The sequence below is a fragment of the Salinigranum halophilum genome (assembly GCF_007004735.1).
GTDB lineage: Archaea > Halobacteriota > Halobacteria > Halobacteriales > Haloferacaceae > Salinigranum > Salinigranum halophilum.
In genome coordinates, this window is sequence record NZ_SSNL01000003.1 from 478,175 (window position 1) to 495,357 (window position 17,183).

Here is a 17,183-nt window from a genome sequence, read left to right on the forward strand (position 1 = left end):
CCGGGACGAGGCCACGCTCAGGGCTCGATGACCAGCTTCCCGACGAAGCGCTCGTCCACGACTGCCCGGTGTGCGGCCGCGGCCTCGTCGAGCGCGTACCGTCGCGCCACCTCGACCGTCAGCGCTCCCGACGCCAGCAGCGTCGAAAGGTGGTGGAGCACGCGGTCGATGTGCGCGAGGTTGAACACGTCGAACGGCTGGATAGTGACGTCCTTCCCGATGGCGGCGGTGAGGTCCGGAATCCGCGGCTGGTCGTGGTTCCCGCCGATGACGACGACGCTCCCGCCGGGGGCCACCACCTCGATGTCGACACCGGCGTGCGCCCCGAACATGTGGTCGAACACTACTTCGGGCGGGTGGGCCAGCGCGTCGACGGCGGCGACGAGCGCGTCCGCGTCGGCGTAATCGAGGGCGTGGTCGGCCCCGAACGCGACGAGGTCGTCGAGGCGGTCCGGATGAGCGGTGGCGACGACCGTCGCACCCATCGCTGCCGCCAGCTGGACGGCGACGTGTCCAACCCCGCCGGTCCCGCCGTGAATCAGGCACGTCCCGCCCGGCTGGAGGCCGCCGAACTCGACCAGGCCACGCCAGGCGGTGCAGCCGACGAGGCCGACGGCAGCGCCCTGTGCGAACGAGATGTCGTCGTCGAGCGAGGCGAGTCGGTCGGTGCGGACGACGACCTCCTCGGCGTAGGTCCCCTGGCGGTCGCCGCGACTGCCGCTGACGTTCAGCATCGGGACCGTCCCGAAGACGCGGTCGCCGACCTCGTAGCTCGACTCGCTCCCGACGGCGGTGACGACGCCCGCCAGGTCGGACCCGGGAATCAGTGGGAGCCGGTCACCCCACAGGCCCTCGCGACGCAGGGCGTCACAGGGGTTGACGCCGGCGGCGACGACCTGCACCCGGACCTCGTCGGCGGCCGGATCGAGCGTCGGGACGGAATCGAGCGAGAGGACCTCCGGCCCGCCGAACTCGTGGTATCTGATGGCACGCATGGCGTCCGCACGCCGGACGGCGCGAAAAGCCTTCCGTGCGTCGCGGCGCGAGGCCGCGCCGTCCGCCGCCCCGCCCGAAACCACAAGACACCGGGGAGCCTCCCGTCGGTATGCACACTGCCGAGCGCGTCACGCTCGCTCGCCTCCCCTCCGGGATGACGGTCGAGACGACGCTGCACACCTACGGGTCCGGCGAGCCAGTCGTCTACGTTCAGGCCGCCCAGCACGGCCGCGAGGTGAACGGTGCGGCGGTGCTCCGCCGCGTCCACGAGGAACTGCTCGCTTCCGAGGGTTCGCTCGACGGAACCCTGCTCGCGGTCCCCGTCGCCGACCCGCTGACGTTCGACCACGTCTCGTACACCACTCCGCCGACGCTCGACGCCCAGAACGCGAACATGAACCGGGTGTGGCCGGGCGACCCGACGGGGACCATCCACGAGCGGATGGCCGCGCGACTGTGGGAACTGGTCGAAGGTGCCGACGCCATCGTCGACCTCCACACCGGCAGCCGTGACACGCTTACCCACACGGTGTACCGCCGCGGCGACGCCCCCTCGAGGGCGCTCGCGCTCGCGTTCGGCACGGCGGTCTGTCTCGCGGAGGCGGCCGACGAGGACGCCGAAGACGAGTGGGCCGAGCGTGACTTCGACGGAAAGTTCCGCGTCGCCGCCTCCGAGGCAGGCATCCCCGCAATCACGCCCGAACTCGCTCACAACCGCGAACTGGTCGAACCCGCCATCGAGACGGGCGTTCGAGGCGTCTTCAACGTCCTCCGGCACCTCGGGTTGCGCTCCGGTGACCCGGAGACGCCGGCCGACCAGCGGGTCGCCCGCAACCACCTCGGTCGCGTGCGGTCGACGGCTTCGGGGCTGTTCCGCCCGACACGGGCCGCGCGCGTCGGCCAGTGGGTCGAAGCGGGGACACCGCTCGGCCGCGTCACCCACCCGACGACGTACGAGACGCTGCAGTCCGTGGAAGCAAGCCACGACGGCCTGCTCTACTCGGTGACGCGCGAGGCGACGGTGACGGCCGGGTCGACGCTCGCTGGCGTCGCACTCCCGCTCGACGACCGAGCCGGCGAGGCCGACGAATCCGACGACCGCAGCGCTGTCCACGAGGGCGGCGAGGGAGCGAACCGCTGATGCGGGCCGTCGTCTTCGCCCTCCTCGCGGCCGGTGCCTGGGGCGCGTGGGCGCTCTTCACGAAGCTCGCCACACGCACGCTCGCCCCCGAGGCGGTGCTCGTCGTCTCGTACCTCGTCGGCAGCGCCATCGGCCTCGGGTTCCTCCTCTGGACCGGCGAGGAGTCCCCGCTCGGGGCGTTCGCCGACACCCCCGGTCTCTCTTACGCGGTGGCCGGCGGCGTCGCCACCGGCCTCGGCTCCGTCGCGTACTACACCGGCCTCCAGTCGGGCTCCGTGAGCGTCGTCTCGACGGTCACGGCGTTGTACTTCGTCGTCGCCGTCCTCCTCGGAGTGTTTCTCCTCGGCGAACCGTTCAGCGCGACGAAGGCGCTCGGCGTCGCCCTCGCCATCGGTGCCGTCGTTCTGCTCTCACAGTGAGCCTAGACGGGCTGTTCGGCGTCGTCACGGTGGAGCGCCCCCGAGAGCGCGGCGAGCACGGGTTCGCCGCGCTCGACGGCGACGAGTTGCTCTAGCACGGTCGAGTCGAGGCCCGGTGCCAACAGGGCGTACGCCGCGCCGGCCGAGACGGTACGGACGCGCCAGCGGACCAGCGGGGCGAGTCGCGGCCAGTCGGCGAGGGAGACGGCGTTCTCCCACGCGAACGCGCGGGCGGTGCGGAGTCCGACGAGCGTCGCCCGCTCGTCGAACCGTCCGAAGAGTTCGTCTACCTCCGTGAGCCCCGCCGCCGCGTACACCTCGGCGAGCGTCGTCTGGACCACGTCCGCGAGCTGTTTCAACACCGTGTTGACCGCGAGGTGGTCGGCGTGCCGCCGGTCGCGCTCTCGCCCCGTCCCGACACCGACGTCGTCGAGCGCGAACGTGAGGTCGTTGACGATGTGGGCGTTGATACCTAACAGCGCGTCCTGGATGACGAGCGTCTCTCCGCCCCGTGAGGCACCGAACGCGACCCGCCACGCGGGGGCGACCCGTTCGCCCCGCTCGAAGGCGACGAGCGCCCGGCGGTAGTACTCGGCGAACGCGACGAGATACTGCCGCACCCACTCGGGGTCGTCGAAGACGCCGCTCGTCAGCCCGGCGCGGACGCGCGCGGTCATCGCGGCGTACACCGTGAGGAAGACCGCCCGTCTGTCGCCCTCCCCGCGGAGATGCGTCTCCGCGGCCGAGAGTCGGTCGTGGACGTCGTCGACGCTCGAAAACGGCGATGCGAGGAGCGCCGACAGGTCGGGGTCCGGGTGAGCCGGTGGCTCGGCGATGTCGACGGTCAGCCACCCGCGATAGCGGTCGACGACGGCACGGAGTTCGGACCCGAGGCTCGGCCCGGACTCGTCCTCGATGCCTGTCGTCGTGTTCATCACCGTCTCCTCGGTCCCACGGCGCTCAGAACGCCTGCAGCGCGTCGAGCACGGCGGCCGCGTCGCCGCTCTCGATTACGTCCCGGGCACGCTCGAGACCGGCGTCGAGCGAGTCGACGTCGTCGCGGGCGTAGATGCGGAACGCGGCGTTCAGCGCGACCGCGTCGGCGAAGTCGCCGTCACGCTCGCCCGAGATGACCTCTCGGGTAATCGTCGCGGACTCGCCGGCGACGTCGCTTGCGACGCCGAGGTCGTCGTACTCGAAGTCCATGCCGTACTCTGCGGTCTCGATTTCGTAGTCGGTGAAGTCGCCGTCGCGCCACTCGGCCACCTTGGTGTAGCCGGGCCGGATGTCGTCGTACCCTTCCATCCCCTGGAACATGATGACCCGGGAGACGTCGTGGTGTTCGGACTGCTCGAACGTCTCGACGACCTTCTTCGCGAAGGCCAGGTGGTAGAACGAGCCGAGGTGGACGTCGGCCTCGGCGGGGTTCGCGAGGGTCTCGATGGTGTTGACGAAGGTGCGAACGCCCATCTGGTCGCGGCGGTCGAACAGGTCGTGGATGACGGGGTTGAACGCCGGCTGGTAGTAGAAGCCGAACCCAGTCTCGTCGACCATCTCGGCCGACTCCTCCGGCGACAGCTCCGTGCGGACGTCCAGCGCGTCGAGGACGTGCTTGTACGCGTCCTGCTTCTGCGTGGGGACGCGGTCGCCGGAGTGAACCACGACGGGGGTGCCGGCCGCAGCGGCGACGATGCCGGCGGCGACGCCCAGAATCGCGGTCTTGCCCTTGCCGTCGTAGTTGGCACCGCAGTCGACCGGGTCGGCGTCGGGTGCGGCGTACTCGACGTGCTCGCACATGACGTCCGTGTACGCCGCGAGCTCCTCCGCGTTGTTGTGTTTCCAGCGGTTCGCCAGCCAGAACGCGCCTAACGTGGTGGGGTCCGGTTCGCCCGCGAGGATGCGCCGCATCGCCTCGGTCGCCTGCTCGCGGCTCATGTCCTCGGCCGACTTGACGCCCGAACCGACGACCTCGGTCATCAGACGCTTGAGGGGCCACGCGCCGAACTCGCGCTCGTGTTCCGGAGCTTGTGCCATGTGCGCGCGTTCGTGCGCGGGCGGCAAAAGGAGTTCGTCTCCGTCGTCCTCGGTCGAAGCGCCGTCTTCGTCGGTCAGTCCGCTACGCCGACGGCGCTGGCCCGCTCGCCGGTACGGGCGGCTGCTGTCGACGACGCCAACTCGGCAGACCGTGTCGCGTCTCGGTCCGTGACGGGGGCGTGCACTGCCGCCGCCGGCGTCACCGGCTCGGGCGTCGTCGTGTTGTTGAGCGCCACCGTCTCGTTGTCGGTGCCGGTGTCGCCGTCTTCGTCGGTCTCCGTCTCGGCGTCAGGCTCCACGGCGGCCGAGCCGTCGTGGTCGCCGCTGATGAGGTACTCGACGAGGTAGGCGACGAACTGCTCGTTGTCACCGACGTTGAACCGGTCGGCTCTGAGGAACGAGCTGTCGCCGAGCAGAATCACGTTGTCCCGCTCCTTGTGAATCGCTACCGCGTGTCGGTCCGTGCCGTCGATGCCGGCCTCGTGGGTGTTCTCGGCCGCGCGCAGGAGGACCGTCCCGCCGCGCGAGTGGACCGGTGCGGCGGTGTACATCGTGATGCTGTCGAGGTCTAGCCCCGACTCGGGCGTCGGCCGCGCCACGAGGTGTTTGTAGTTCCCGCCGTTCGTCTCGAGGTTGTAGAGGTACGACGTTCCGAGGCTCATGTCGTAGCGCCCCGCGAGGCTGGTGAGCGCGCTCTCCTGGTTCGACACCGAGGTCCCGAAGAGGCTCGCCGAGACCCGCTTTCGATTCGGCTCGCCGACGAGGAGGAGGTGGCCACCTTCGCGCGTGTAGGACCGGACGGACGCCACCTCGTTCGACTCGTACTCCTCACCCGGGTCGATGACGAGGTACGCGTTGGAGTTCGAGAGCACTTGGTCGAGCGTCTGGTCACCGTCGTGGAACCGGACGCCGTACCCGAGAGACGTCAGTTCGCGGACGAGCGGTTCGAGGTCCGCCCGGTCGAACCGGTTCGAGTGGGCGTCGTCGATGACGACGACGCCGTTCCGGTTGCCGAGGCTCCCGTCGGCCTCGATCTCACCCTCGGCGGGGACGGGCGTGGTCGCTACCTCCGCCGGGTCGTACTCCGGCGTGTCGAGCGGTTCGCGGTCGGTCGGTGTGTTCGTCGCCGCCGGAATGGCGAACGCCGCCGCGACGATGAGGACGACGACGAGCGCCGCGACGGCCAGCCGTTTCGCCAGCGCGGAACCCAGACTCTCCGAGGTCATCGACTCCCTCCAGCAGTCACGGCCCGGACCGGTGGCGTCGCGCTGGCCGCACGGAGTCGGTCGACTTCGGCGGCGTCGACCGATTCGGTCGCGCTCGCGCTCGCGTTTGCGTCGACGTCTCCCGTCGTGCCGAGCTCCCACGACGAACTCACGTACGACCCAGGCATCATGAGGAACGTCGGCCCCGTTCCGGGCGCGCCGGAGAAGTACTCGAAGTCGACCATCTCCTTGTTCGGGGCGTCAGAGGCGAGGTAGTTGTTCCGCGAGACGAAACGGAACGTCTGGCCGTCCGGTCGGAGGGTGCGCACCTCGTACGACTCGAGGTTCGCCTCGTCGGCCGCCCGCTCGATGGCGGCCTGTCGGTCACCGATCTCGTCGGCGAGGCCGTTCTGGACCGCCTGTGACCCGGAGTAGACCTGTGCCTGAGACAGTTCGGCGGGGGTCAGCTGGATGCGGTCGCCGCGGCTCTCGTAGACCGCGCTGACGAACGCGCGTCTGAGCGACTCCAGCACGGAGAAGAACTCACGGCTGTCACCGCCAGAGAGCTTGTTCGGGCCGGTGGTCCCGACGATGTCGTTCGGTTCGAGTTCCTGCGGGAGGGTGCCGAGGACGCCGACGCTGCCGACGATGGAGGCGGGTTTGGCGTAGATGGTGCGGGACGGCGCGATGGCGTAGTACGCACCCGACGCCGCAGAGCCGTCGACGCTGGCGACGACGGGTAGCTGCTGGGCCGTCCGTTTCGTCTGGAGGTACATCGTTTCCGAGGCGGAGGCGGACCCGCCGCCACTGTTGGAGACGACGACGACGGCATCGATATCCGGGTTCTGTCGCGCTTGCTGCATCATGTTCGTGTAGGCACTCGCGGTGTTCCCGTCGATACCACCGTCGATCGGGACGATTGCGACGGTTCCGTCGGACCCCGTCGCCGCGCCGTACGCCAGCGGGGCGACCGTGAGTCCGATCACCACGCCGATCACGACGAACAGTACGTAAGATGTCGCCACCCGACGGAGGGCGGACCATATCGAGTCGAGCATCAATCTCGTGTGTGACTGTGTTCCACGGTACTAAAGTCAATGGGTTGTGAAGCATCCGACACGCACGCTCATTTCGGGTGACGTGACGGGGATGGCGGACCGTGATTCGACACGGCTCACGGAGCGAAAGCGATAGGCTTCCCGCCTCCTAAGCTCGAACAATGAGCGCACTGGACGACGACTGGCGTGCGGGCCTCGACGAGGTCGACGCGACGCTTATCGACGAGTACCAGAGCGGGTTTCCCATCGAGGAACGGCCGTTCCAGGCCGTCGGGAACGCCCTCGGCGTGACCGAGGACGACGCACTCGAACGCGTCCGAACCCTCCGAGAACGCGGCGTGTTCCGCCGGTTCGGTGCCGTGCTCAACCCGCCCGTCATCGGGTCGTCGACGCTCGCAGCCGTCCAGGCTCCCGACGACCGGTTCGACGATGTCGCCGACGTCGTCAACGAGTACCGGCAGGTGAACCACAACTACCGGCGGGACCACCCGTGGAACATGTGGTTCGTCGTCACTGCCGGCTCGCGAGAGAAACGTGACGACATCCTCGCCGAGATCGAAGCGCGAACGGGGTGTGCGGTGCTCGTCCTCCCGATGCTCACCGACTACTACATCGACCTCGAGTTCCCCGTGGTGAACGAGGACCGTTTCGCCCGCGAATCGCTGACCGAGACCGCAGTCTCTGCGACTCGAATCTCCGAGGACGCCACCGGGAACCTCACGCCGCTGGAGGCGGCGCTCCTCGTCGAGATTCAGGACGGGTTCCCGCTCTCGAACACCCCCTACCGCGACGTCGCCGAGGCCGTCGACGCGCCGGTCGGCGAAGTCATCGCCGCCGTCGAACGGCTCCTCGACGACGGCTGCATCAAGCGCATCGGCTGCGTCGTCAACCACATCGTCACCGGCTTCGACGCCAACTGCATGGTGGTCTGGGACGTCCCGGACGAGCAGCTCGACGACCACGGAACCGCTGTCGGGAGTCTCCCCTACGTGACGCTCTGTTACCACCGTCCTCGCCGCCCCGAGCAGGACTGGTCGTACAACCTCTTCACGATGATCCACGGGCGTGAGCCCGACGCCGTGGACGAGAAAATCGACGAACTCGCCGCCGACCACCTCCCTTTCACCCACGAGCGGCTCTACTCGACGGAGACGCTGAAGCAGACGGGAGCGCGGTACGACGAACTGGTGGCGTCCGCGGAAGCTGCGGACGGCGACGTCGATAGCTGAACTGGACACACTGCTCGCCGCGCGACACGTCGTGTGTCACTCTCGCTGTCCGTGTCGCGGCGTTCCTCACCGCACAGGGTCGGTGGCCGCGGCTTCAGTGATAAACCCTCGTCCGGTGTCGACGTCTCGCTGACCGGTCGGTGCTCGGTGTCGCGACGTCAGAGTACACATCGTTCGCCTGAGACGACGCCGTTCACCGTGAGAGCGGCGACAGTCGGTAGAGGAGGCGCGCAGCAGAGAGTGCGCCCCGCGCGGCGGTTCGACCGCCTGCGAGTGCGCCGCGCTTGGCGTAGTAGCCGCTCTTTCGTCCGGCGGCGATGGTGTAGTGTTTGGTGCTGACGCGGACGGGCGTCCGCCGTCCCTCGACGCGCGTCGCGCCGTTCTTGATGGCGTCGAGGATGTGGTCGGCGGTGAGTTCCTCGCGCGTCAGACCGTCGAGGCCGATTTCCGTGTACGCCCGCCCGACGAACCCGACGTGATGGGCGTCGCTCCCGGCGACGCGGGGGTAACCCTGCTTGTCGGCGAAGCGCCGGGCGCGTCGGTTCTTGTAGCCGGTGAAGAGCCATGAGTTGTACACCTCGACGGCGTCGGCGTCGGTGAAGTGACGCTTGCGGACGCCGTGTCTAGAGCGCTGGAAGGGGTGCGGGACGATGGCGACGCCGCCGTGCGCGCGGACCCACTCGACCGTCTCGTCGAGCGGTCGCCGGCGGGGGGGAAGCTCGTCGACCCCGAGTGCGAGGAGATGTCCGTGTTTCGTCGAGACCTCGACGCCCGGAATGCCCACCAGCCCGTACTCGGCCGCCCGTTCGGCCGCTTCGCGCGACGCGTGGATGACGTCGTGGTCGGTGATGACGACCGCGTCCAGATCGATGTCCGCCGCGTGCTCGAGGATGAGGTCGACGGGGTCGTGCCCGTCGTACGAGGCCTCGGAGTGGACGTGCGGGTCGATTCGGACGGTAAGTGACACGTGTAATAGTTGGCCCGCACTGTCATAAGCCTCCTGTCTGACGCGTGTTCGCCCTGTTTTCGCCTCGCCGGTCCACTCGGCCGACGGGTTACAGCCGGGACGCCGCGAGGTGTTCGCCGATTCGTTCGCCCTGCTCGATGCCGTTCCACAGCGCGGCGTGGACCCGCGCCGCGCCCGCGACCCAGTCACCCGCGAAGAACAGTCCGTCGTCCTCGGCTTCGTGGACGACGTCGGAGACGCCCTCGTCGGGCAGGGCGTAGCGCCAGCCCTGGTCGTCGTACCAGTCCGGCGTCGAGAGCGCGGGGTCGTCGAGCAGTGTCGCCACCTTCTCCGCGACGACGTCGACGGACTCGTCGAGAGGGTCGTCGTAGTGCGCTGTCGACCACGCGGGTGACATCTGCACCACGAGGAGCGACTCGCCATCGGGGACGTGTCCCGCCTTGCACTCCTCTCGGGAGACCCAGCCGATGTCGTGCGCTTTGTCCACGTTGACGAGCCCGTACCACGGTCGGTCCTGCTCGAAGGGGTAGTGGAGCACGTAGGTTCGGATCGTCCGGTACTGGACCGCCCCGACGGCCTCCCGGAGACGGGGGAGTCGTCCGTCGTCCCACCGGGTATCGGCGAGGAGCGCCGCCGTCTGCGGGGCTGGCGGGGTGAGTAACAGCGCGTCGAACGGTCCGTGGCCGTTCCCGTCGGTGTCGACGACGGACCAGCGCTCGCCCTCGCGGTCGATGGCAGCGACCCGCGTCGCGTTCTTCACCTCGGCGTCGGCCCGGGCGAAGAGCCGCTTCGCGAGCTGTGTCATCCCCTCCGTCCAGTTGAACTTGTGGTCGTCGCGTGAGTCACCCTCGCTGAGTCTCCCGCTCGAATCGAAGGTCCAGACCGGCTCGGTGATGTCGATGAGGCCGTCCTCGCCGAGGTCGCGGACGAACGCGGTGGTCCTGTCGTCGGGGTCCTTGACGTAGTTGGCACCGTGGTCGTAGCGGCAGCCGTCCTTGCGCCGCGTGGCCGCGCGCCCGCAGACGCCGCGGGACTTCTCGAGGACGGTCACGTCGATGTCGGTGTCCGAGAGCGCGTCGGCTGCGCCGGCCCCGGCGGCGCCCGCGCCGACGATGCACAGAGAGGTCATACACGGGCCTTAGGAAGGGGTGGTGAAATGTGTCGTGGCTACCGATTCCTTTGCCTCGTGAGCGCGACGTGGTCCGTGTTCGCGTGGTGTTCTGTCGGCGCTGGCGGTGCAGTGACACGTGGCGGCCTGCGGCTCCGTCAGTGGTCACACGCACGAGACACGAGCGAACAGCCGAGCGACACGGGGATGTGAGGGACTCGACCAGTGGTGGGAGCTTCACCACCTGGCGGCTGTGCTACCCCCGTGTCGCCTCCACTGGACCGACCTGTACCCACACGCCTCGGCCCGAGCGTGCTGTCACGTCCTCCTCGAACGCCGTCGTCTGCTCTTCGCTTCCTCGTCGCCCGGCACGCTCTTTACCCGTCGTCTCCCCTGCTAAGACGTGACTGACGACACCTACGACGCGGTGGTGTTCGACAACGACGGCGTCCTGACGACGCTCGTCGACCGCGCGATTCTGCGAACGGCGGCCGCCGAGACGTTCGCCGCCTTCGACGTCGACCCCGCTCCCGAGGACGTCGACCGGGTGACCGTCGGCGTCTCGCCCGACGACCTCGCCGCCGTGTGTGACCGCTACGACCTCTCACCGGAGGCGTTCTGGCGGCTTCGCGACGAGACGTCCTCGCGGGCACAGATCGACGCCGTCCACCGGGGCGAGAAACGTCTCTACGACGATATCGACGCCGTCGAGGCAATCGACCTGCCGCTGGGCGTGGTGAGTTCGAACCAGCAGGCGACGCTCGATTTCCTCTTCGACCACTTCGCCATCGACTCGTGGTTCGGGACCGTCCACGGCAGGGAGCCCACGCCGGAGAGTCTCGCGTTGAAGAAGCCCGCCACCCACTACGTCGAGCGCGCGCTGGAGAGCCTGGCCGTCGACGCCGACCGGACGCTGTTCGTCGGCGACACCTGGGTCGACGTGGTCGCCGGTGACCGCGCCGGCTGTGACACCGCGTTCGTCCGCCGACCGCACCGACGAGACCACACCGTCGAGCTCCCGCCGACGTACGAGGTCGAGACGCTCGATGAACTGCTCGCACTCGACCGGGTGCCCGTTCGCTCGGAGACGGCCCGATGAACCCTGCAAACCTGATTCCGTCGCTCGGCCTCGGCACGATGGGCCTCGATGGGGACGCCGGTGTCGAGACCGTCACGACGGCGCTCGACCTCGGCTACCGCCACCTCGATACAGCCCAGATATACGAGAACGAGGCCGTCGTCGGCGAGGGGCTGCGTGACGCGCTCGCCCGGGGCCTCGTCGACCGCGACGAGGTGCTGGTGGCGACGAAGGTGTGGGTCGACAACCTCTCGTCCGAGCGGTTCCGCGACTCGGTCGAGACCTCACGCGAGCGACTCGGCGTCGACACCATCGACCTCCTCTACCTCCACCGCCCCCGCGGCCCGTACGACCCCGAGACGACGCTTCCGCGCTTCGACGCGCTCTGCGACGACGGCCTCGTCGACCACGTCGGCGTGAGCAACTTCACCGTCGACCAGCTCGACGAGGCCCGCGACCACCTCGACGCGCCCATCGCCGCTCACCAGACGGAGTACCACCCCCTGTTTCGCCGCCCCGCACTCCTCGAGGACGCCCGCGAACACGGCTACGCGGTCGTCGCCTACTCGCCGCTCGCCGGCGGTCGGGTGTTCGACCTCGACCCCGTCACCGCGGTGGCCGACGCCCGCGGCGTCTCCCCGGCGGCCGTGAGCATCGCGTGGCTCCGTGCGAAGGGGCTCGCGGTCATCCCGAAGGCCTCCTCACCCGAACACCTCCGCGCGAACCTCGCCGCCGCCGACCTCGCGCTCGACGACCGTGAGGTGGCACGCATCGACGCGATCGAGGCCGAGGTGGAACTGTACCCGGAGTAATCAGTTCGTTTATCCAGACCCCCGTACGCGACCGCGACTGCGCTGAGTCTGTCGATTCTTCCGTCACTCGCTGTTATCGAAGCTGATATCCGGTGGAAAACCGTTATGACCGGCTGTCGTGTCGGTCGTCGTATGAGAATCCGGAGTGGCGTGAGTGGGTTCGACGACCTCGTCGGGGGAGGGTTCCTTCCTGAACGGCTGTACGTGCTGAGCGGACCGCCCGGGAGCGGCAAGACGACGTTCACGGCCCAGTTCGTGGCCGAGGGGCTACGCAACGGTGAACAGTGTATGTACATCACGATGCACGAGACGCGCGAGGAACTGGTGAACGACATGTCGGGGTACTCCTTCGGCTTCGAGACGCTCACCGACTCGGACAACTTCCGCTTCCTCAACCTGGTGAGCCCGAAGGGCAAGCACGTGCTCAACCAGTTCTCCCAGAGCGGGGGCTCCTCCAGCGTCAAATCGCTCACCGACAAGATCGTCGCGTTCGTCAACTCGCGAAACGTCGACCGCCTCATCATCGACTCGACGATGCTGCTCCGACTCTTCTTCGCCAACGGCTCAGAGGAGATGACCCGATTCCTCACCGCGCTGAAGCAAGGCGACGCGACGACGCTCCTCATCTCGGAGATGACGGACCCGTCGTCGTACTCCGACGAGCACTACCTCGCGCACGGGGTGGTGTTCTTCCACAACTACCTGGAAGCCGGTGGGATGACCCGCGGCGTTCAGGTCATCAAGATGCGAGGGACGGACATCGACTGTGACATCCGCTCCGTCGAGTTCACCGACGGTGGACTCGTGGTCGACCCCTCGACCACGGTCGAGACGTGAGCACTATGTACGAGGAGGCGTTCGGGTTCGACTGGCAGCGCCTCTCCGAGGAGGAGGCGCTCAAGCGGATGTACGCCCTCGGCGTCGCCGCGATGCTCGACGAGCGACACCCGGACGAGTACACCCGAATCATTCGGCAGGCGTCGACCGCGTACCAGCGGAGCGTCCTCGAACTCTCGTTCAAGGAGGGCCAACAGCGCGCGAAGACCAACCGTCGCGAGTTCGACGAGCACCGTGCGGTGTGGGACGCGCTCGTCGAGCGTGAGGGCGCGACACCCCCACCGTCGTCGCGCGAGGACGTCGACGAGCGCACGCCGAAAGGCAGCGTCCCCGAGGCCGTCACGCGCGCGGAACTGCTCGAACGCGACGTCGACGAACTCGAACGCGTTCGCCTTCCGAAGCTACTCCAGCGCGACTCCTAGTCGACTGTCGCGCGCGGCGTCCGGACGCGCATACAGCGGATACGCGCTGGCCATCCCGCCTGTGACGTGACTCGATCGCTCGACCACGCCAAACGCTCATGGGTCTCCGCCCCCTCCTTCCCGTATGGACTCGTCGACCACGGACAGCGACCTTCCGGACTCCGAGGACGAGTGGCGCGAACGCCTCTCGCCCGAAGCGTACCGCATCCTCCGCGAGCACGGGACCGAGCCGAAATTCAGTGGGGAGTTCCTCGGGAAGTCCGACGACGGAACGTACGTTTGCGCCGGATGCGGCACGCCTCTGTTCGACTCCGACACGAAGTACGACTCGAACAGCGGGTGGCCGAGTTTCTACGACGTCCTCTCGGGCAACGTCGAGACGCGGGTCGACACCAGCCACGGGATGCGCCGCATCGAAGTGTTGTGTGCGACCTGCGACGGCCACCTCGGCCACGTCTTCGAGGACGGTCCCGACCCGACCGGCAAGCGCTACTGTATCAACTCCGCCGCGCTCGACTTCGAACCCGACCGGTCCTGAGTCGGACGCTTCGGCGCACCGGCCCGTCGACGGCGTCCGCTGTCCTCAGCGGTCCCGAAGCGAGGCCAGCAGACGAACAGTCCCGCTCGACACGGGACACATTCAATATAATATGTATATCAGGAAAAGTTATATCTAAAGCGAACGTAGCGACGAGGGAATGAGCAGGACGTTCTCACACTCCGGTTCCTCGAGCGACCCCGTTCCAGCGCTCGCCCTGCTCCTCGTCGGCATCACGTCGCTCGTCTTGGCGGTCCTCTATCCGATCCAGCAACTCGCCGCGCAGGCGTCGGTCATGGGGATGGTCTCCGGGTCGACACTCGTCGTCCCCGTGAGCACGCTCGTGGTCGCCGCCGGCCTCCTCGTCGTCTCCGCCTCCGCGACGACGCTCGGCTTGCTCGTGCTGTTCTTGCGGCTCTGACCGGCAGACGTTCTTGTGGCCTCCACTCCTCTCACGGGTATGACCGTTCCCGCGGAGGTCGAACGTCTGCTCACGAGCGAACCGCTGATGGCACATCTCGCGACCTGCCGCGAGGGTCGCCCGCACGTCGCCCCCGTCTGGTACGTGTACGATGGACGTGCGGACCGCGTCGAACTCGTCACCACCGGGCGAAAGCTGGCGAACGTCCGGGCGAACCCCCGCGTCGCGCTCTCGGTCCAGAAGGACGAGGGCGGACACGCACGGTGGATGGTCTCGCTCCTCGGCACCGCCGAGGTGGTCGACGACGAGGCCGCGACCCGGGAGGCGACGCGCCGAATCAACGCGAAGTACGGGGCCAGCGAGGACGCCTGGTCGGAGAACCGCCTCGTCCGCGTCAGCGTCGGCACCGCATCGTCCCGGACGTACGACTGACCCGCCCGACACCGGTCAGTATCCCAGCCGCGTCAGCGCGTCGTCGAGTCGCGCCCGATAGCGTCCGCCGAAGCGGTGGACGTGTTCGAGGACGAGGCGGTCCGGCCCGGCAGCCACGACCGCAGGGGCCGTCAGGGAGGTGTACTGTGCGAGGACGCGGAGCATCCGCGCCTCCGTCCCGCGGCGTCTCACCCGTCTTCGCGACGAGCGACCCGCCCGACAGGTGTAAGCGGCCGCGCGCTCGCCTTCGTCTATGCCGACGCCTTCGGACACCTACATCCAGAACCGCGAGCGCATCCAGCCGAACCAGACCAACAACTACGACACCGCCCACGGCGGCATCGTCATGCATCTGATGGACGAAATCGGCGCGATGAGCGCCATGCGCTTCGCCGGTGAGACCTGCGTCACCGCGCGCGTCGAGAGCCTCGATTTTCGAAGGCCCATCCCTCGAGGAGACATCGCCGTCGTTGAGGCGTGGGTGTACGACGCGGGGCGGACGAGCGTGAAGGTTCGCATCCGCGTCGACCGCGAGGACCCCCGTACCGGCGACTCAGAGCGCACCAGCGACTCCACGTTCACGTTCGTCGCCGTCGACATCGATGGAACCCCCGTGGGTGTGCCGGAACTCACCCTCGAAACCGACCGCGACCGAGAGCTATGCGAGGAGGGAGTCACGGCACACGGGGAGTGAGTTGTCGCTACTCGTGTCCGGAGACGGGAACCGGCCGGTACGGCTCCTCCAGCCACTCGATGTCCGACTCGGAGAGGGAGACGTCGAGCGCCTCGACCGCGTCTTCGAGGTGGTCGACGCTCGACGTTCCCAGAATCGGGGTGGTGACCCACTCCTTGTGGAACAGCCACGACAGGGAGAGCTGTGCCATCTTCACGCCCTTCTCCTCGGCGAGTTCCTCCACCCGCTCGTTCACTTCGACGCCGCCGCCCTTCTTGTACGGCCGGCCGAGCTCTGCCTCGTGTTCGCCTCTGGTCGTCGACTCGAACTGCTCGTGCGGGCGGGTGAGATACCCCGCGGCGAGCGGCGACCACGGCATCACGGCGACGTCCTCGTTCGCACAGAGCGGGAGCATCTCGCGCTCCTCCTCGCGGTAGGCGAGGTTGTAGAGGTTCTGCATCGAGACGAACCGTTCGAGGCCCTCGCTGTCTGCGAGGTGGAGCGCCTCGGCGAACTGGTGGGCCCACATCGACGAGGCCCCGACGTGGCGGGTCTTCCCTCGCCGAACCGCGTCGTCGAGCGCCCGCAGTGTCGTCTCGATGGGCGTGTCGTAATCCCAGCGGTGAATCTGGTAGAGGTCGACGGTGTCCATGTCCAGTCGGGAGAGCGAGGCGTCGAGTTCTTGCTCCAGCGCCTTCCGCGACAGTCCGCCCGAGTTCGGGTCGCCCTCGCGCATCTGCGCGTACCCCTTGGTGGCGACCACCATCTCGTCGCGGTCGTACTCGCTCAGGACTTCGCCCAGAATCTCCTCGCTTTCGCCGTACGAGTAGACGTTCGCCGTGTCGAAGAAGTTGATGCCGAGGTCGATCGCCCGCTCGATGACCTCGTGGCTCTCCTCGCGGTCCAGCGTCCACTCGTCCCAGTTCGTCCCGAAGCTCATACAGCCGAGACAGATGCGCGAGACGGTCATCCCGGTCGACCCGAACGTGGTGTACTCCATACGCCGGCTTCGTCGAACGCCCGGATAAAGCTACGGCGCGCTGTCTTCGCGCCAGCGGGCGCGCTGTCTCCGCGCTGGCGACGCCGCTCACGCGAGTGAGTCGTTCAGAACATCGGAGACGAATCGTCGAACGGCCGAACGGCCGAACTGCCGCGTACCGAGTCTACACTTTGCGCGCGAACGCCAGCGAGCCGCTGATGTTCTCGATCTTCGCCGTGACGGTCTCTCCCTCGCGTGCGCCGGGGACGAAGATGGTGTACTTGCCCCGTTCGGCGACGCCGTCACCCTTCCGGCCCGTCCCGGTGATTTCGACCTCGTAGGTCTTGCCCTCTTCGAGCGCGTTCGGCGACGCGCGCGTGCTCGTCTGTTTCTTCTGCTTCTGGACGGGGCGGAACGCCCCACACGCCGTACAGCGGAGCATGTCAACGCCGTCCTCGGTGGTGAGACGCGTGTCCGGCAGCCCACACTCGCTACAGAGGACGAACTCCTCGATGTAGCTCTCGATGACGGCGTCGAAGTCGGCCACCGTGAACGACCCGTTGTAGCGGGCGCGGTCGCCGTCGAACTGCCCCGCCGTCCCCAGTTCGCGCTGGATGGCGCGGTGGAGGTGTTCGGGGTCGCGCGACAGCGCGTCGGCGATGGCGCCGAGGTTGGTCAGCCGGGTGAACGCGCCGTCAGTCTCTCCGGCGGGGTCGGGTACTCGAAGGCGACTGTCTTCGCTTCCTGTTCGCTCCGGGAGCGAGTCGATTGCGCGGTCGAGAGAAGACTCGTAATCCATAGGGTCAGAAGACGCCGGAGACAGATAGGCGTTGG

The 17,183-nt window shown here is 68.1% G+C and carries 21 protein-coding genes; 11 read left to right on the forward strand and 10 right to left on the reverse strand.

From position 1 onward, the window contains the following. Window positions 1-17 precede the first annotated feature (17 nt). Window positions 18-995 carry a quinone oxidoreductase family protein gene (locus E6N53_RS07020; RefSeq protein ID WP_142858009.1) on the reverse strand — a complete coding sequence of 326 codons (978 nt, stop codon included), beginning with the start codon at window positions 993-995 and terminating at the stop codon, window positions 18-20. A gap of 110 nt (window positions 996-1,105) precedes the next feature. Between E6N53_RS07020 and E6N53_RS07025 the strand changes: the two genes are divergently transcribed. Together E6N53_RS07025 and E6N53_RS07030 are read left to right on the forward strand one after the other, a co-directional pair. Continuing rightward, window positions 1,106-2,137 (forward strand): succinylglutamate desuccinylase/aspartoacylase family protein, encoded by a 1,032-nt coding sequence (locus E6N53_RS07025; RefSeq protein WP_142858011.1) that lies wholly within the window; start codon window positions 1,106-1,108, stop codon window positions 2,135-2,137. After that, window positions 2,137-2,556 carry an EamA family transporter gene (locus tag E6N53_RS07030; protein ID WP_142858014.1) on the forward strand — a complete coding sequence of 140 codons (420 nt, stop codon included), beginning with the start codon at window positions 2,137-2,139 and terminating at the stop codon, window positions 2,554-2,556. The genes E6N53_RS07025 and E6N53_RS07030 overlap by 1 nt, the downstream gene beginning before the upstream one ends. Window positions 2,557-2,558: 2 nt before the next feature. Here E6N53_RS07030 and E6N53_RS07035 read toward each other — a convergent pair whose 3' ends face one another. The 4 genes from E6N53_RS07035 to E6N53_RS07050 form a co-directional block, all read right to left on the reverse strand. Continuing rightward, on the reverse strand, window positions 2,559-3,491 hold the full coding sequence (locus tag E6N53_RS07035; RefSeq protein WP_142858016.1) for a DUF5995 family protein: 933 nt from the start codon (window positions 3,489-3,491) through the stop codon (window positions 2,559-2,561). Between the two features lie 25 nt (window positions 3,492-3,516). Continuing rightward, window positions 3,517-4,590 (reverse strand): anthranilate phosphoribosyltransferase, encoded by a 1,074-nt coding sequence (locus E6N53_RS07040; RefSeq protein WP_136589531.1) that lies wholly within the window; start codon window positions 4,588-4,590, stop codon window positions 3,517-3,519. Between the two features lie 74 nt (window positions 4,591-4,664). Beyond that, window positions 4,665-5,816: a DUF4350 domain-containing protein gene (locus tag E6N53_RS07045; protein ID WP_142858018.1), complete on the reverse strand. Its 1,152-nt coding sequence runs from the start codon at window positions 5,814-5,816 to the stop codon at window positions 4,665-4,667. Then, window positions 5,813-6,853 (reverse strand): S49 family peptidase, encoded by a 1,041-nt coding sequence (locus E6N53_RS07050; protein WP_136600936.1) that lies wholly within the window; start codon window positions 6,851-6,853, stop codon window positions 5,813-5,815. Before E6N53_RS07050 ends, E6N53_RS07045 begins: the two co-directional genes overlap by 4 nt. A 161-nt stretch (window positions 6,854-7,014) precedes the next feature. On the opposite strand from E6N53_RS07050, the gene ahbB reads away from it, so the two are divergent. Continuing rightward, window positions 7,015-8,082, forward strand: a complete 1,068-nt coding sequence (ahbB, locus tag E6N53_RS07055; protein WP_142858020.1) for a siroheme decarboxylase subunit beta — start codon at window positions 7,015-7,017, stop codon at window positions 8,080-8,082. Window positions 8,083-8,275: 193 nt separating this feature from the next. Here the strand turns inward: ahbB and E6N53_RS07060 are convergent, their stop codons facing one another. Together E6N53_RS07060 and E6N53_RS07065 are read right to left on the reverse strand one after the other, a co-directional pair. Continuing rightward, complete coding sequence (locus E6N53_RS07060; protein ID WP_136600938.1) at window positions 8,276-9,049, reverse strand: CehA/McbA family metallohydrolase; 774 nt, start codon at window positions 9,047-9,049, stop codon at window positions 8,276-8,278. An 88-nt stretch (window positions 9,050-9,137) separates the two neighbouring features. After that, window positions 9,138-10,178, reverse strand: coding sequence for an NAD(P)/FAD-dependent oxidoreductase (locus E6N53_RS07065; RefSeq protein ID WP_136589526.1), 1,041 nt, complete (start codon window positions 10,176-10,178; stop codon window positions 9,138-9,140). A gap of 382 nt (window positions 10,179-10,560) precedes the next feature. Between E6N53_RS07065 and E6N53_RS07070 the strand changes: the two genes are divergently transcribed. The 7 genes from E6N53_RS07070 to E6N53_RS07100 all read left to right on the forward strand — a co-directional run bounded on the left by E6N53_RS07070 (window position 10,561) and on the right by E6N53_RS07100 (window position 14,697). After that, window positions 10,561-11,256: an HAD family hydrolase gene (locus E6N53_RS07070; protein ID WP_142858022.1), complete on the forward strand. Its 696-nt coding sequence runs from the start codon at window positions 10,561-10,563 to the stop codon at window positions 11,254-11,256. Next, a complete protein-coding gene (locus E6N53_RS07075) occupies window positions 11,253-12,047 on the forward strand; it encodes an aldo/keto reductase (RefSeq protein WP_142858024.1) in 795 nt (264 codons plus the stop codon). Before E6N53_RS07070 ends, E6N53_RS07075 begins: the two co-directional genes overlap by 4 nt. A gap of 132 nt (window positions 12,048-12,179) precedes the next feature. Then, complete coding sequence (locus E6N53_RS07080; RefSeq protein ID WP_136589523.1) at window positions 12,180-12,884, forward strand: RAD55 family ATPase; 705 nt, start codon at window positions 12,180-12,182, stop codon at window positions 12,882-12,884. 5 nt (window positions 12,885-12,889) lie between these two features. Beyond that, entirely contained in the window at window positions 12,890-13,306 is a 417-nt protein-coding gene (locus E6N53_RS07085) for a DUF8057 family protein (protein ID WP_142858495.1), read from the forward strand. A 124-nt stretch (window positions 13,307-13,430) separates the two neighbouring features. Then, window positions 13,431-13,844: a peptide-methionine (R)-S-oxide reductase MsrB gene (msrB, locus tag E6N53_RS07090; RefSeq protein WP_136589522.1), complete on the forward strand. Its 414-nt coding sequence runs from the start codon at window positions 13,431-13,433 to the stop codon at window positions 13,842-13,844. A 160-nt stretch (window positions 13,845-14,004) separates the two neighbouring features. After that, the gene (locus E6N53_RS07095) at window positions 14,005-14,265 is read left to right on the forward strand and encodes a hypothetical protein (RefSeq protein WP_136589521.1); all 261 of its coding nucleotides are present in this window, start codon (window positions 14,005-14,007) and stop codon (window positions 14,263-14,265) included. Between the two features lie 39 nt (window positions 14,266-14,304). Further along, complete coding sequence (locus E6N53_RS07100) at window positions 14,305-14,697, forward strand: pyridoxamine 5'-phosphate oxidase family protein (protein WP_136600943.1); 393 nt, start codon at window positions 14,305-14,307, stop codon at window positions 14,695-14,697. A 15-nt stretch (window positions 14,698-14,712) separates the two neighbouring features. Here E6N53_RS07100 and E6N53_RS20665 read toward each other — a convergent pair whose 3' ends face one another. Beyond that, the gene (locus E6N53_RS20665) at window positions 14,713-14,862 is read right to left on the reverse strand and encodes a hypothetical protein (protein ID WP_161596521.1); all 150 of its coding nucleotides are present in this window, start codon (window positions 14,860-14,862) and stop codon (window positions 14,713-14,715) included. A gap of 88 nt (window positions 14,863-14,950) precedes the next feature. On the opposite strand from E6N53_RS20665, the gene E6N53_RS07105 reads away from it, so the two are divergent. Then, window positions 14,951-15,391, forward strand: coding sequence for an acyl-CoA thioesterase (locus tag E6N53_RS07105; protein ID WP_142858027.1), 441 nt, complete (start codon window positions 14,951-14,953; stop codon window positions 15,389-15,391). Window positions 15,392-15,398: 7 nt separating this feature from the next. On the opposite strand, the gene E6N53_RS07110 is transcribed toward E6N53_RS07105, so the two are convergent. Then, window positions 15,399-16,370, reverse strand: coding sequence for an aldo/keto reductase (locus tag E6N53_RS07110; protein WP_142858029.1), 972 nt, complete (start codon window positions 16,368-16,370; stop codon window positions 15,399-15,401). Between the two features lie 163 nt (window positions 16,371-16,533). Further along, window positions 16,534-17,148 carry a translation initiation factor IF-2 subunit beta gene (locus tag E6N53_RS07115; RefSeq protein WP_136589516.1) on the reverse strand — a complete coding sequence of 205 codons (615 nt, stop codon included), beginning with the start codon at window positions 17,146-17,148 and terminating at the stop codon, window positions 16,534-16,536. Window positions 17,149-17,183: the final 35 nt, after the last annotated feature.